The sequence below is a fragment of the Aeromonas sp. CD genome, assembly GCF_033349375.1.
Lineage (GTDB): Bacteria > Pseudomonadota > Gammaproteobacteria > Enterobacterales > Aeromonadaceae > Aeromonas > Aeromonas hydrophila.
In genome coordinates, this window is record NZ_CP137631.1 from 2,582,793 (window position 1) to 2,596,237 (window position 13,445).

A 13,445-nucleotide genomic window follows, 5' to 3' on the forward strand; every position below is an offset into this window, starting at 1 on the left:
CGCCGTTTTTATTGTCTGTCGTTTGGATATTCCGTCCCGTCTCGTCCGGCGAGTCCGCCGCCTCCGATCGTTATTCCCACGCTGATGGCTTGCCCCCAATGGCAAATCCGGCGGCACCATTCCGATCGCTATTCCCACGCTCGCTGCTTGCCCCCGGCGACAAATCCGGCGGCACCATTATCGATTATTCCACGATACGATCGGCCAGGGTGCCCACCGCCACCACGAAATAGTGGGAGCGATTCCAGTCCCGCAGCACCCGATAATTGGGATAGGCGAGATAGGCTGCCCCGCCCTCCCCATCGGGCTGCACCAGCGAGGCTTGCAGCAACGCCTGCGGCAAGTCTGTCCCATCTGCTTTGCGCACTCCGAGAGCCTGCCATGCCGACAGCGCCCGGGTCTCCTCCAGTCCGACCAGCGCAGGATCCAGCCCTGCCGGTACCCTCACCCGACGACCCCAGGTTTCATCCCCGTGCCAGCCGTTCTGATGCAGATAATTGGCTGCCGAACCAAACACATCCGCCAGATTGCCCCATAGATCCTGCTTGCCGTCCCCGTCCTGATCGACCGCATATTTAAGATAGGACGAGGGCATGAACTGCACCTGTCCCATGGCGCCGGCCCAGGATCCCTTGAGATCGGCTGGCGCCATTTTCTGCTGCTCCAGAATGCGCAGGGCATCGAACAACTGCCCCTTGAAGAAGGCTTCACGGCGCCCCTCCCAGGCCAGGGTCGCCAATGACGACACCAGCGGATATTTGCCGGTCAATTTGCCGAAATTGGTTTCAATGCCCCACAGCGCGACAATAAAACGCGGTTGCACATCATATTCCGCCCCTATTTTTGTGAGCAGCGGCAAATACTGACGATATAGCCGTTTGGCTTGATTGACTTTCCATTGCGGCACGGCGCGAGGAATATAAGTGGCGAGGGTCTGTTTAAATTCCGGCTGATTTTTATCGTGCCGAATGGCGACCTCAATGAGGTGAATATCGGCGAAGGCGGCAGTGACCGTCGCCGGCGAGATCCCGGCGGCCAGGGCCTCTTGTTTGAGACCCGTCACATAATGTTCAAAATCGGGGCTGGCCTGCAGCGGGTAACTGATGATCCCGCTTATCAATAACAGAGCCAGCCGACCCTTCATTCCCGTTCGGCCTTTAATTGGGCCTTGTGTTGTTCCAGCAGGTTTTCCGGTGGCGGTGGCACCTGCAGATAGAAACCCTGACTCTGCAGCGCCTCCATCACCCGGCTGGTGGAGGCGATCCCCAAGGGCTTGGCTGGGTCCAGTTTGGTCATCAATACCAGTTCGGGACGGCCGAATGCACTCATCAGCACCTCGGGTACGCGGGAAAAATCCTCTCTTCTTTCAACAAAAAGATAGGTCTCGGCTTTTTTGCGACTTTTATAGACTGCACACAACATGGAAATTGATATAATCCAACCGGTTTATTGCCTCTGAGGATGGCAAACTATAACATCGGGAATTGAATAACAATAACGGATTACCGTCTCTGTCTCGGGGAAGATTCATGGTTGAGCGCGATAACGAATTGAAAGGGACCACCTTCACTATTTCTGTGTTGCATATCAGCGATGGCAAACCTGAGCGGATCCGCCAGTTGCTGGCGGCCAAAGTGGCTCAGGCGCCCCAGTTTTTTAATTGTGCCCCCCTCGTCATCAATGTGGAACGGCTCACCGATATCCCCGACTTCGAGCAGCTCAAGGAGCTGGTGGAATCGGAAGACTTCGTGCTGGTCGGGATCACGGGGGCCCAGAGCGAGGCGATGAAGACGGCGGCCAAGGCGGCCGGACTGGCGGTGATGGCCTCCGGCAAGAGCCGCAAGGCCGAGCCGCAACCCCAGCCAGAACCGGCACCAGCCCCGGCCCCCATCGTCGAGGTGAAAGCTGTGCCGGCGCCGCTGGTAGCGAGCAAGGTGCATGTGGGCCCGGTGCGCTCCGGCCAGCAGCTCTATGCCGCCGGCACCTCGCTGGTGGTGTTGGGTTCGGTCAGTCCGGGCGCCGAAGTGATCGCCGACGACAGTATTCATATTTATGGCACTCTGCGCGGCAGGGCCATTGCCGGTGCCAAGGGCAACCCCCAGGCACGGATCTATTGCCAGCAATTGCAGGCCGAGCTGCTCTCCATCGCAGGCACATTCCAGCTGAGCGATGCATTGCCGGCCGGCCTCATCCAGCAGCCGGTTCATGTCCGGCTGGATAACGAACAACTCCGTATAGACCGTATCAAATAGAGTTACAAGGAAGCGAGAATGGCGCGAATCATAGTCGTTACATCGGGTAAAGGTGGCGTTGGCAAGACCACAACCAGCGCGGCCCTGAGTACCGGTTTAGCTCAGCGTGGCCACAAGACCGTGGTCATCGATTTTGACATTGGTCTGAGAAATCTGGACCTCATCATGGGCTGCGAACGGCGCGTGGTGTATGACTTCGTCAACGTCATCAATGGCGAGGCCAACCTCAACCAGGCCCTCATCAAGGACAAGCGCTGCGAAAACCTGTTCATCCTGCCCGCCTCCCAGACCCGGGACAAGGACGCCCTCACCCGTGAAGGGGTCGAGAAGATCCTGGATCAGCTGACCGAGATGAAGTTCGACTACATCGTCTGCGACTCCCCGGCGGGGATCGAAGCGGGGGCCCTGATGGCGCTCTACTTCGCCGACGAGGCCATCGTCACCACCAACCCGGAAGTCTCGTCGGTGCGCGACTCGGACCGCATCCTCGGCATCCTGGCCTCCAAGTCCCGCCGCGCCGAGCGTGGCGAAGACCCGATCAAGGAACACCTGCTGCTCACCCGCTACTGCCCGACTCGCGTCAACCGTGGCGACATGCTGAGCGTGCAGGACGTGCAGGAGATCCTGGCCATCAAATTGCTCGGGGTGATCCCGGAGTCCCAGGCGGTGCTGCGTGCCTCCAACTCGGGGGAACCCGTCATCCTGGACAAGGAGTCCGATGCCGGTCAGGCCTATGAGGATGCCGTTGCCCGTCTGCTGGGCGACACCAAGGATTTTCGTTTTCTGGAAGAAGAAAAGAAGGGCTTCTTTAGCCGACTGTTCGGGAGTTAAGCATGTCATTATTGGATTATTTTCGTTCCAACAAGAAACAGAGCACCGCACAACTGGCCAAAGAGCGGTTGCAGATCATCGTGGCTCACGAGCGTTCATCCAGAGGGGGGCCGGATTACCTGCCCCAGCTCAAGCAGGATATCCTCGACGTGATCCGTAAATATGTGCAGATCGACCCTGACAAGATCACGGTCCAGCTGGACAAGAAGAGTGATGAGTTGTCCGTGCTGGAGCTCAACATCACCTTCGCCGATGACAAGAAGGGATGAGCTGACGCCCTATGCGTGACCCCTTCCCCCAATGAAGACCGGATCCTGTGCCAGGATCCGGTTTTTTATTGCCACGGCGCCGCCAGCCGTACTCGCCAAGCAAGCAGGGGCCAGCTAGAATACCGCGCGCCACCGGCCGGCCTTGCCGACGGGGTTTTTCTTTTATTTTCAGCTGGAACAGACCGCTTATGTCTTCGAATGACGAAATGCACAGCGTCGAGGAACTGCTCGACACCGCTCTGGAACTCTTCATGGAGCTGGCCTCCGACAACCTGCCGGAGCAGGAGATTGCCCGCTTCAATCAGGAGTTCAACGATCGCGGCCTGCTGGCGGAAACCGATCCGGCCGATGACTGGGAAGCGGACGTGGGATTCGAAGTCAGCGACGCCGACTATGCCGAAGTCTGGATCGGGCTTGGCAACGAGCAGGAAGAGTACGAGCACCTGTTCGCCCGCATGCTGCTCTCCCGCCGTGTTGACGAGAAGTTCTGCCACATCGAATGGCTGCCCCAATAATTCCGGATCCCGATGATCCCAGCCACTACGTCTGGGAGCCAGAACCGGAGCCCGACCCCGTGCGTCCCGCCCTCGCCAGACGCCTGCTGAGCGGGCTCGGCAAACTGCTGCTGGCGGCACTGCTCAGCACCATCGTCTCGGTGGCATTGCTGCGCTTCATCGATCCGCCCATATGGACCTGGCGCCTCGAGCGGGCGCTGTTTCCACCGGCCAAGGTGGCCGAGGTGAAGCACGACTGGGTGCCGCTCGAGCAGATCTCCCGCGAGCTGCAACTGGCGGTGATCGCCGCCGAAGATCAACGCTTTGCCGAGCACAATGGCTTCGACATGGATGCCATCAGCTCGGCGCTCAAGCACAATCAGCACAGCGAGCGGGTGCGCGGCGCCAGCACCCTCAGCCAGCAGACCGCCAAGAACCTCTTCATGTGGAGCGATCGCAGCTTCCTGCGCAAGGGGATCGAGGCCTGGTTCACCCTGCTGATGGAGCTGGGCTGGGACAAGTCCCGCATCCTCGAGATGTACCTGAATATCGTGGAGTTCGGGCCCGGCATCTACGGCGCCGAGGCCGCTGCCAGGCACTACTTCGGCAAACCGGCCGCCCGCCTGACCCGCTACGAGGCCTCCCTGCTGGCCGCCGCCCTGCCCAATCCCTGGCGCTACCGGGTCAAGCCTCCTTCACCCTACGTTCAGCAGCGCTCGGCCTGGATCCGCCGTCAGATGGGCCAGCTGGGTCAGATCACCCTCAACAAGGTGCATGAGGCCGATTGACGATCCGGCCGCCAAGGCTCAACTACTGGCGGCCGGATCGTCTGCCGGCGGGCCCAGATGGCCGCCTATGGTGCCCCGATGCAGCGGCAGATAGTGCCACCACCAGGCCTCTCGCCGCCGTTTGATCTGCTGTCGCCTTGTCCGTCGTTTCATGGCACCTCTCCCTTGGCCATTCCCCCTTCAACCATACCCCTTTGCCGGCGCCCTTGCCCAGACCTGGCGCACCATGGCCACTGGTCTGGCCGCCACCGCCAATAATTGCTACAGTAGCGAACCTCGATGTATCTGGAGTGATTTCATGGAACAGCGTACCCCGGATCAACTGGTCGAATGGGCCTATGATCAGTTTCTTGAGCAGGCCGCAGACATGCTGGCCCCCGAACAAATCGTCGACATCACCCTGGAATTCGAACAGCGTGGCGCCGTCGAGGCGACCCTGCCCAACGCCGACTGGTCAGCCGAACTCGGTGTGCCGGTCGACATGGAACGCTGGGTCGAGGTGTGGGTCGGCTTGCTGGATCATCAGGAGGAGTTTGAGGTGATTTTTGCCACCTTCCTGCTGCCCCGCCATCTCAATGAGCACGATGTCCATGTGCGCTGGCACCGCCAGCAACAGGCATGAAAAAGGCGCCCTCGGCGCCTTTCTCTTTTCTGCAGAGCCCCTCAGGGGCGGGCCGCAATGGCCTTGACCAGACAGCGGCGGCACCAGCAGGCGCTGGCCTCCCCCATGGGCAGGGCCGGCAACTGGCTGCACCAGCACTCGGCGATGGTCGCGCCAGCTGACACGGCGCAAAATGCCGGTTCACCGCAGCCGGGACAGCGGTGGGTGCTGGTTGAGCCGTCCAGCTGCGCCATCACCGCCAGCTGGGCATCACTGTCCATGGCGGACCAGCGGCCTATCTCGGTCAGGGTACGGCCACAGCCAAGACAGAGGCCGTCTTTCGCCTGGCAATGGCCAATGCAGGGGCTCGGCACTTATTCGCCATCCGGCGCGCTATCGGCAGCCACGAGCGTGATGCAGTTGTCCTCGAGCACAATCTTGCCCTGCTTGTAGAGGCCGCCGATGGCCTTCTTGAAGGTGCCCTTGCTCATGCCGAGCAGCTTGTAGATGAGCTCGGGTTCGCTCTTGTCACCCACCGCCAGGCTGCCGCCCTGCTTCTTGAGACGGGCCAGGATCAGCTCACCGGCATCGTCCATCCGCGCCATGCCCGGCTTTTGCAGGGTCAGGTCCAGCTTGCCGTCATCACGCACCTGCTTGACCCAGGCGGTCAACGGCCGGCCCGTGGTCACCCGGCCGAACACCTCGTTCTTGAACAGCATGCCGGCGTATTCGCCGTTGACGATGGCCTTGATGCCGAGCGGCGTGCGCTCGCCGGGCAGGGCAGTCACTTCGTCACCCGCCTTGAAGGGGGGCTTGTCGGTGCGCAGGAAGCGTTCGAGGCGGCTGGTGCCTACCATGCGGCCTTCGTGGTCGAGCATCAGCCGCACCAGATAGACGTGGCCCACCTGCATCGGTTTGTTCTGCTCACGGGTCGGCACGAACAGATCCTTCTTCATGCCCCAGTCGAGGAAGGCGCCAATCTTGTTGGCATTGACCACCTTGAGGCCGACGATGTCGTCCACCATGGCAAATGGCTTGTCGGTGGTGATCACCGGCTCGCAGTCGGCATCCAGATAGAGGAAGACCTTGACCTCACTGCCCTCGGCCACCCCTTCCGGCAGTTGGCGTTTGGGCAGCAGCAGCTCGCCATATTCGTCGGCTGCAAGCCAGGCGCCGCGCTCTTCGAGCTCGACTACGGTAAGGGTGTTCATCTTGCCAATCTGTAGCATGGTGTTCTCTTCTTTCATTGTCCGGATGGCCAATTTTTCATTGTCCGTATGGGCGCGCATGTTACCCCAAGAGCGGTAACAGGGCCTAGTCCCTTGCCCTGTTCGCGGGTGATTTTCAGGGCCTTTTGGCCACGTTACGGCGATATAATCGCCAGTCAGCCGCCCTTTAGCTGCAAATAACCCCACTTTTGGGTAGACTTCGCCGCTGTCAAAATCCAGAGGAACTGTCGATGAATCCATCCACTCGTACCCGTCATCTCAATCAATGGATCCAGACCCACAGTGGGCAGGACATGACCTACCCGGCGCTGCACGGCTTTTTGTGCGCCCGCCTGGTCGGACCGGATGCCCCTGACTGGCAGGCCCCGCTGGCCGGTCTGTTGCCCCATGACGCCGAGCTGGATGAGAAGAGCCGCGCCGCGCTGCACCATCTGATCGCCGAGCTGGAAGCCCAGGCCGATGAGGCCCAGCTCGCCCTGCCGAGCCAGTGCCGTCTCTCCACCGAGAGCCCGGAGCAGGTATTCGAGCAGAGCCACCCGCTCGGTCAGTGGTGCTACGGCTTCAGCCAGGGCTTTGCCACCTGGCCCAAGCCCAAGGATCTGAACGACCCGACCACCCAGTACCGTTTCAGCCTGGCCGCCGAGCTGAGCCTGTTTCGCGACAAACCCATGGCGCAGATGCTGCACTCGGCCGCCGGCAGTGACCTCCCCTTCATGGAGTTCTGCAAGCGCCAGCGCCAGAACATGAAGACCGCCCTCAACCAGCTGCTGCAACTGGACGAGTATCAGGCCGTGCCAAGCACGGAGCAGACGCTGGACAGCGAGCAGGCCGAGCAGTGGCAGCAGTGGTTCGAACTGGCCGATGCCAGTCGCGATCCGCACAGCCGTCTCGGCTGGTTCGACAAGGTGATCGCCGACGCCGAGCCGCTGTTCGACGCGGCTTTCTGGCAGCAGATTGCCGGCCATGGCTGGAGTGCCCACGAAGCGCGCCCGCTGCTGGCCGCCCGGGCCGGGCGGGCCGACTGCCTGCTGCGCCTCGGCCAGCTGGAACCGGCGCACAGCGAATATCTGGCGCTGCTCGAGCTGTGCGTGGCCGATGAGCTGGGTTGCCGCTATCCCCTCTCCAGCCTCTATGCCCTGCAAGGGGAGTGGCAGGCGCTGCAGGCATTGCTGGTGCGCTTTGATGAAGCCTCCAGCTGGCTGCTCTACAACAAGGCGCTGATGACGTTTGTCTGCGCGGGGGCCGAGGCCGCACAGCCGCTGCTGAGCGCCGCTATCAAGGCCAACGCCCATGTGCCGGCCTGTCTGCTGGGCCAGCGCAAACTGCCCAAGCAGGAGCCCCACAGCTGGCAGGCAGGCAGTCGCGATGAGGCGGCGCTCTACACCCTGCAAAGCCGCGAGGCCTGGCTCAAGCACAACGCCTTGATCTGGCTGCGCAAAGGCTGAGCCCGCAGCCACAAAACCAGCCTCGAACAGACCCGGTTGCGGCGGAGGACGTGCGCAACCGCACATTTCTCTGGTGCATGTTCAGACAAACGGCCTTGTGTTACGTATCATCAAGGCCAAAGTATCAAGAGAAACTGCACCCGATGCAGCCGTCACAGCAGGATGTCATATGTCAAAGATCATAGAGCTGCTTGCCCACTATCCCCCCTATCAGCTGGTTCACGCCGCCGAGATGGTGCGCGACACCTTTGAGCAGTTTTACCAGCAGCGCTATCAGCTGACGGTGCCCCAATGGCGCCTGATGATGGTGCTCGGCCCCAACTACCCCATCAGCCAGAAAGAGCTGGTCGAGGCGAGCGGGATGGACAAGGTGCGGATCTCCCGTGAAATTCACCGGCTGGTGGAAAAAGGGATCCTGTTCACCGAGAGCAGCGAACACGACAAGCGGGTCAGCCTGGTCTCCTTCACCCAGGCGGGGCTCACTCTGTTCCAGCAGCTCAAGACCGAAGCGGGCAGCTGGCAGCACACCCTCACCGACTACCTGCCGGCCGAGGCGCGTCAATCCATTCGTCTGCACCTGCAAAGCGTCAGCGACGCCATCGAACAACTTCACCTGCTGGATAGCGAGCGACCCTCATGAACCTGAACAACTTTGCCACCATGGACGTCAACATGCTGCTGAGCCTGGTCAACATGCAGCTGCGTGATCGCTTCGATGATCTCGATGATCTCTGCAAGGCGCAGGATCTCGACAAGGAAGCGCTGGTCGCCAGGCTGGCCAGCGGCGATTTCCACTATCAGGAAGATCAGAAGCAGTTCAGATAGGGATCCGGATCACAACCCGGCCCATGCCGCTGGCTCCGGCGGCAAAAGCTGCTATGGTGATGGCTACCCCGGTCAACTGACCTGCGGCAAGAGGTATGGATACATCTTGCTGTCACAGACCGCGGTTAGCCTTCTACTCACCAGCCGCAGCCAAGGATGACCCATGATGTTCCTGACCCGCCCAACCAGCCTGATCACCCTCTGTGCCCTGCTGATGATCAGCCTCTTCTCACCGCGCCTGCCCGACAGCGCCGAGCAGTGGCTCACCACCCTGCTGCTGGGCTCCCTGGTAGCGGTCTGCCTGATGGTCGGCAGCGGCTGTCGCCGCTTTCTGCGGGATTGACCTGACGGGCCGCTTCATCCGATCAGGCACCAAAAAAACAACGCAGCCCGAGGGCTGCGTTGTTGCTTTCTGGCTTGTGGCTGGTTGCTCTCTTGATCAGAGCGCCAGGGTCTCCAGCTGGCCCTTGGCCTGCTCGATGCCCTTGGCCTGGGCATCCGGGCCCATGCCCATGCCTTCGGCGTAGATGAAGTCCACCTCCTTGATGCCGATGAAGCCCAGCACGGTACGCATGTAGGGGGTCACCAGATCGGTGGCGCTGCCGACGTGCATGCCGCCGCGGGGGCTGATCACCAGGGCGCGGGTGTTTTCCACCAGGCCGACCGGACCGGTTTCGGTGTAACGGAAGGTGACGCCGGCGCGGGCCACCAGATCGATCCAGTTTTTCAGCTGGGTCGGGATGTTGAAGTTGTACATGGGGGCGGCAATCACCACCAGATCGCTTGCCTTCAATTCGGCAACCAGCTCGTCGGACTGGGCCAGCACGGCCAGTTGACGCTCATTGAGGTTCTCACCACCGCGCAGGCCCATGGCCAGCTCGCCATCCAGTACCGGCAGGTTCAGGGACGCCAGATCACGCACGGTGACGGTGTCGGACGGATGGTCGGCCAGGAAGCCGTCGATCAGGGCGTTGGATTGGGAATATTGGCCCAGGATGCTGGACTTGAGTACGAGGATATTGGCCATGGTGAAACTCCATTTGGTTGTCGGTTGAACAGCGGTGCTGTCGATGGAGGTCACTCTAAACATTGGGCTTCTATACAGATAGCGAAAATAGATGCTCAACTTATTCAAAATATTTGATGTTAGCTCACTCTCTCGCCAGCCACCGATCCTCCGCCCCGCCAAGGCTTGGCAGAACAAACGATTGCCGTTATGATCCGCCGCACTTTTTTCAGCGTTCCGGATCCCATGACACCCTTGCGCAGGCACTCTCCCTTTGCCGGTGCAGTCTGGATGATGGTAGCGGGCCTCTGCTTCGCCGCCGTCAACAGCCTGAGCCAGTATGTCAGCTTCAAGCTCGGCCTTCCTTCGACCCAGGTCGCCTTCCATCAATATCTGATTGCCCTGGTCTGCCTGCTGCCCTGGCTCATTCGTCACGGTCTGCGCCAGTCGCTGATGACCAACCAGCTGCGGCTGCACCTGCTGCGGGTCGCCCTGGCGGTGGTCGGCATCCAGTTCTGGCTGTGGGCGTTGGCGGTGCCCGTTCCCATCTGGCAGGGCATCGCGCTGCTGATGACGTCGCCGCTGTTTGCCACCCTGGGGTCGGCCCTCTTTCTCAAAGAGCAGGTGAGCCGGGCCCGCATTCTGGCGACCCTGGCCGGCTTTGTCGGCGCCATGCTGATCCTGGCCCCCTGGACCGACGATTTCAGCTGGGCCTCCCTGCTGCCGGTGGCGGCGGCCCTGTTCTGGGCCGGCTACTCCTTGCTGGTGCGCTATCAGGCGGCGAGCGAGTCGTCCCACACCATCGTCGTCTACCTGCTCATCTTCAGCACCCCGTTCAACGCCATGCTGGCGCTGCCGGAGTGGCAGTGGCCGAGCGAAACCCAGTGGCTGCTGGTGGCTGCCTCCGGCGTGCTGTCGGCACTGGCCCAGATGTCCATCGCTCGCGCCTACAGCGTGGCCGAGGCCTCGTTCGTGCAACCTTTTGATTTTGCCAAGCTGCCGATGAACGTGCTGGCCGGCTGGCTGGTGTTTGGCTGGGCGCCGCCCGGCCGATTGTGGCTCGGGGCCGCCATCATCATCGGCGCCATCACCCTGCTCACCCATCTGGAGCAGCGCGCCCACAAATCCGTTTCCTGAGGTACGCCATGCGTGCCTCTTTTTTTGCCCGCTATTCGCGCAATAGCGGCCATCAACCATCACTCACGACATCAGGAGAGATCACATGTTTGGAACCGCTACCCGCCCCGGCGCCACCCGCACCCTGCTGCTGGGCTCCGGCGAACTTGGCAAGGAGGTCGCCATCGAGCTGCAACGCTTCGGCATCGAGGTGATCGCTGCCGACCGCTATGCCGATGCCCCCGCCATGCAGGTGGCGCACAGCGCTCATGTGCTGGACATGCTGGACGGCGCCGCCCTGCGCGCCTTGGTCAATGAGGTCAAACCGGATCTGATCATTCCCGAGCTTGAAGCCATCGCCACCGATACCCTGGCCGCCCTGGAGCAGGAAGGCGTCAAGGTGGTGCCGAACGCACGCGCCACCCAGCTCACCATGAACCGGGAGGGGATCCGCCGCCTCGCCGCCGAGACCCTCGGCTTGCCCACTTCCCCCTACCGCTTTGCCCAGAGCAAGGAAGAGTTCATCGCCGCCGTTGACACTATCGGCCTGCCCTGCGTGGTGAAGCCGGTGATGAGTTCGTCCGGCAAGGGCCAGAGCGTGCTGCGCGATCTCGCCAAACTGGACGAGAGCTGGACCTATGCCCAGGAGGGCGGTCGCGCCGGCCGTGGCAAGGTGATCGTCGAAGGGTTTGTCCCCTTCGAGTACGAGATCACCCTGCTCACGGTGCGTGCCGTCGACGGCATCCACTTCTGTCAGCCCATCGGTCATCGCCAGGAAGATGGCGACTACCGCGAATCCTGGCAGCCGCAAGCGATGAGTGAACTGGCGCTGGCCCGCTCCAAAGCCGTGGCGGCCAAGGTGGTCGAAGCCCTCAGCGGTTACGGCCTGTTCGGGGTCGAGCTCTTCATCAAGGGTGATGAGGTCTGGTTCAGCGAAGTATCCCCCCGCCCCCACGACACCGGCATGGTGACCCTGATCTCTCAGGATTTCTCCGAGTTCGCCCTGCACGTGCGCGCCATTCTGGGGCTGCCCATCGGCACCATCACCCAGTACGGGCCGAGCGCCTCCGCCGTGGTGCTGCGCGAAGGTCACAGCCAGGACATCCGCTATCAGGGGATTGGCGAAGCGCTGGCCCTGGTGCCGGGTGCCCAATTGCGGCTGTTTGGCAAGCCGGAGAGCGCCGGTCGCCGCCGACTCGGCGTGGCGCTGGTCCGGGCTGAAGATTGCCCCACCGCAGTCGAGCAGGCCAAAGCCGTGGCCGCCAAGGTGGACGTGCTCTTCTGACCACTGTTTTTTGCCTCGCACAAACAAACGTTTGCCTGCGTGATCCGGCGCAAGGGGCATGGCAATGCCCCTTTTGCATTGAGGCGCCTCGCTTATAATCCCCCCTTCACCTATGTCAGGAGTACAAGATGTTAACTGCCGTGATCTTCGATATGGATGGTGTTCTGATCGACTCGGAACCCTTTTGGCAACGGGCCCAGATGGCCGTGTTCTCCGAGCTGGGACATCCCCACACGGTGGAAGATTGCGAATCGACCATCGGCGTGCGCATCGATCAGCTGGTGGCCCACTGGTATCGCCTGCGCCCCTGGAGCGGCCCGAGTCAGGAAGAAGTGGTGCAGCGCATCCTGGATCGAGTCAACGCGCTGATCCTCTCCGAAGGTCAGGCCAAGGCCGGCGTGCTGGAAGCGCTCGATCTCATCGAAGCCCTCGGCCTCAAGGTGGGTCTGGCCACCTCCTCCCCCTTTGCCATGGTGGAAGCGGTGCTCGGCAAGCTCGGCATTCGCGATCGCTTCCTGGCGGTTCACTCCGCCGAGGTGGAGCGCTTCGGCAAACCGCACCCGGATGTCTATATCCACGCCGCCGAGAAGCTGGGAGTGGAGCCGGTGCATTGCCTGGCCATCGAAGACAGCTTCACCGGCCTGCTGGCGGCCAAGGCGGCCTCCATGAAGGCGCTGATCGTACCCGACCCCGCACTGGTGGGCGATCCCCGTCTGGCCATTGCCGATCATCAGCTACGCTCGCTCACCGAGCTGGATGCCGAGATGCTGGCCAACTGGACCAAATAAACAACAAACAGGCGCCGATCGTTCCCATGCACCCAGCATGAGTGAGCGATCCCCGTCTGGCCATTGCCAATCATCAGCTGCGCTCGCTCACCGAGCTGGATGCCCCGATACTGGCCAGCTGGGTCAAGTAAACAACAGGCAGGTGCTGTCGGACTGACCTCCTGCCTCCCTTGATCCCGGTCATAAACGTGCGCTTGCTCGCGGTCAGGACAGAGCGAACCAACTAGAATCAGGGGAGATAGGCGGCCCACGGGCCCGAGGAGGTCATCATGATCGAGTACACCAGCAAGCGCATCGTCTGCCCCCACTGTGGCCATCATACCCGGGTCGAGCTGGATGCCAGCCAGGGGGATCAGGAGTTCTACGAGGATTGCATGGCCTGCTGCAACCCCATCCACCTGCGACTGCACCGGGATGAGGCGCGCGACTGCCTGCAACTGTTTGTGGACGCAGACGATGAACAGATGTTCTGACTGCGAGTGAACCCACCCACCAGATCGCCAAGGGCCTGCGTGA

At 61.6% G+C, this 13,445-nt stretch carries 20 protein-coding genes; 14 read left to right on the top strand and 6 right to left on the bottom strand.

Features of this window, described 5'->3' with window-relative positions:
- Positions 1 to 184: 184 nt before the first annotated feature.
- Complete coding sequence (locus R2E40_RS11995) at positions 185 to 1,144, bottom strand: lytic murein transglycosylase (RefSeq protein ID WP_318163443.1); 960 nt, start codon at positions 1,142 to 1,144, stop codon at positions 185 to 187.
- Positions 1,141 to 1,422, bottom strand: coding sequence for a YcgL domain-containing protein (locus R2E40_RS12000; RefSeq protein WP_011705994.1), 282 nt, complete (start codon positions 1,420 to 1,422; stop codon positions 1,141 to 1,143). The genes R2E40_RS11995 and R2E40_RS12000 overlap by 4 nt, the downstream gene beginning before the upstream one ends.
- Positions 1,423 to 1,529: 107 nt before the next feature.
- On the opposite strand from R2E40_RS12000, the gene minC reads away from it, so the two are divergent.
- From minC to mtgA, 5 genes are all read left to right on the top strand, one after another.
- A complete protein-coding gene (gene minC, locus R2E40_RS12005; RefSeq protein WP_024945321.1) occupies positions 1,530 to 2,252 on the top strand; it encodes a septum site-determining protein MinC in 723 nt (240 codons plus the stop codon).
- Positions 2,253 to 2,270: 18 nt separating this feature from the next.
- A complete protein-coding gene (minD, locus tag R2E40_RS12010; RefSeq protein WP_011705992.1) occupies positions 2,271 to 3,083 on the top strand; it encodes a septum site-determining protein MinD in 813 nt (270 codons plus the stop codon).
- A gap of 2 nt (positions 3,084 to 3,085) precedes the next feature.
- Positions 3,086 to 3,352 (top strand): cell division topological specificity factor MinE, encoded by a 267-nt coding sequence (gene minE, locus R2E40_RS12015; protein WP_011705991.1) that lies wholly within the window; start codon positions 3,086 to 3,088, stop codon positions 3,350 to 3,352.
- A 188-nt stretch (positions 3,353 to 3,540) separates the two neighbouring features.
- Positions 3,541 to 3,867: an HI1450 family dsDNA-mimic protein gene (locus R2E40_RS12020; RefSeq protein WP_180345345.1), complete on the top strand. Its 327-nt coding sequence runs from the start codon at positions 3,541 to 3,543 to the stop codon at positions 3,865 to 3,867.
- 59 nt (positions 3,868 to 3,926) lie between these two features.
- Positions 3,927 to 4,634 (top strand): monofunctional biosynthetic peptidoglycan transglycosylase, encoded by a 708-nt coding sequence (gene mtgA, locus R2E40_RS12025; RefSeq protein WP_318165554.1) that lies wholly within the window; start codon positions 3,927 to 3,929, stop codon positions 4,632 to 4,634.
- 18 nt (positions 4,635 to 4,652) lie between these two features.
- On the opposite strand, the gene R2E40_RS12030 is transcribed toward mtgA, so the two are convergent.
- Positions 4,653 to 4,787, bottom strand: coding sequence for a hypothetical protein (locus R2E40_RS12030; RefSeq protein ID WP_256123504.1), 135 nt, complete (start codon positions 4,785 to 4,787; stop codon positions 4,653 to 4,655).
- 145 nt (positions 4,788 to 4,932) lie between these two features.
- Here R2E40_RS12030 and R2E40_RS12035 point away from each other — a divergent pair, with 145 nt between their 5' ends.
- Entirely contained in the window at positions 4,933 to 5,256 is a 324-nt protein-coding gene (locus tag R2E40_RS12035) for an HI1450 family dsDNA-mimic protein (protein WP_016350838.1), read from the top strand.
- A gap of 41 nt (positions 5,257 to 5,297) precedes the next feature.
- Here R2E40_RS12035 and R2E40_RS12040 read toward each other — a convergent pair whose 3' ends face one another.
- Entirely contained in the window at positions 5,298 to 5,609 is a 312-nt protein-coding gene (locus R2E40_RS12040; protein ID WP_016350839.1) for a DUF1289 domain-containing protein, read from the bottom strand.
- A complete protein-coding gene (locus R2E40_RS12045) occupies positions 5,610 to 6,482 on the bottom strand; it encodes a S1 RNA-binding domain-containing protein (protein WP_162516438.1) in 873 nt (290 codons plus the stop codon).
- A 212-nt stretch (positions 6,483 to 6,694) separates the two neighbouring features.
- Between R2E40_RS12045 and R2E40_RS12050 the strand changes: the two genes are divergently transcribed.
- The 4 genes from R2E40_RS12050 to R2E40_RS12065 all read left to right on the top strand — a co-directional run bounded on the left by R2E40_RS12050 (position 6,695) and on the right by R2E40_RS12065 (position 9,077).
- Positions 6,695 to 7,909 (top strand): UPF0149 family protein, encoded by a 1,215-nt coding sequence (locus tag R2E40_RS12050; RefSeq protein WP_318163444.1) that lies wholly within the window; start codon positions 6,695 to 6,697, stop codon positions 7,907 to 7,909.
- A gap of 169 nt (positions 7,910 to 8,078) precedes the next feature.
- Entirely contained in the window at positions 8,079 to 8,549 is a 471-nt protein-coding gene (locus R2E40_RS12055; protein ID WP_016350842.1) for a MarR family winged helix-turn-helix transcriptional regulator, read from the top strand.
- A complete protein-coding gene (locus tag R2E40_RS12060; protein WP_029302933.1) occupies positions 8,546 to 8,734 on the top strand; it encodes a DUF4250 domain-containing protein in 189 nt (62 codons plus the stop codon). Before R2E40_RS12055 ends, R2E40_RS12060 begins: the two co-directional genes overlap by 4 nt.
- A gap of 163 nt (positions 8,735 to 8,897) precedes the next feature.
- Complete coding sequence (locus R2E40_RS12065; protein ID WP_017408281.1) at positions 8,898 to 9,077, top strand: hypothetical protein; 180 nt, start codon at positions 8,898 to 8,900, stop codon at positions 9,075 to 9,077.
- Between the two features lie 96 nt (positions 9,078 to 9,173).
- Here R2E40_RS12065 and R2E40_RS12070 read toward each other — a convergent pair whose 3' ends face one another.
- Positions 9,174 to 9,761: an FMN-dependent NADH-azoreductase gene (locus tag R2E40_RS12070; protein ID WP_029302932.1), complete on the bottom strand. Its 588-nt coding sequence runs from the start codon at positions 9,759 to 9,761 to the stop codon at positions 9,174 to 9,176.
- Positions 9,762 to 9,986: 225 nt separating this feature from the next.
- Here R2E40_RS12070 and R2E40_RS12075 point away from each other — a divergent pair, with 225 nt between their 5' ends.
- From R2E40_RS12075 to R2E40_RS12095, 4 genes are all read left to right on the top strand, one after another.
- Complete coding sequence (locus R2E40_RS12075) at positions 9,987 to 10,877, top strand: DMT family transporter (RefSeq protein ID WP_318163445.1); 891 nt, start codon at positions 9,987 to 9,989, stop codon at positions 10,875 to 10,877.
- Positions 10,878 to 10,962: 85 nt separating this feature from the next.
- Positions 10,963 to 12,141 carry a formate-dependent phosphoribosylglycinamide formyltransferase gene (gene purT / locus R2E40_RS12080; protein WP_318163446.1) on the top strand — a complete coding sequence of 393 codons (1,179 nt, stop codon included), beginning with the start codon at positions 10,963 to 10,965 and terminating at the stop codon, positions 12,139 to 12,141.
- 128 nt (positions 12,142 to 12,269) lie between these two features.
- Positions 12,270 to 12,929: a hexitol phosphatase HxpB gene (gene hxpB / locus R2E40_RS12085; protein ID WP_318163447.1), complete on the top strand. Its 660-nt coding sequence runs from the start codon at positions 12,270 to 12,272 to the stop codon at positions 12,927 to 12,929.
- 269 nt (positions 12,930 to 13,198) lie between these two features.
- On the top strand, positions 13,199 to 13,402 hold the full coding sequence (locus tag R2E40_RS12095; RefSeq protein WP_005301298.1) for a CPXCG motif-containing cysteine-rich protein: 204 nt from the start codon (positions 13,199 to 13,201) through the stop codon (positions 13,400 to 13,402).
- Positions 13,403 to 13,445 lie beyond the last annotated feature (43 nt).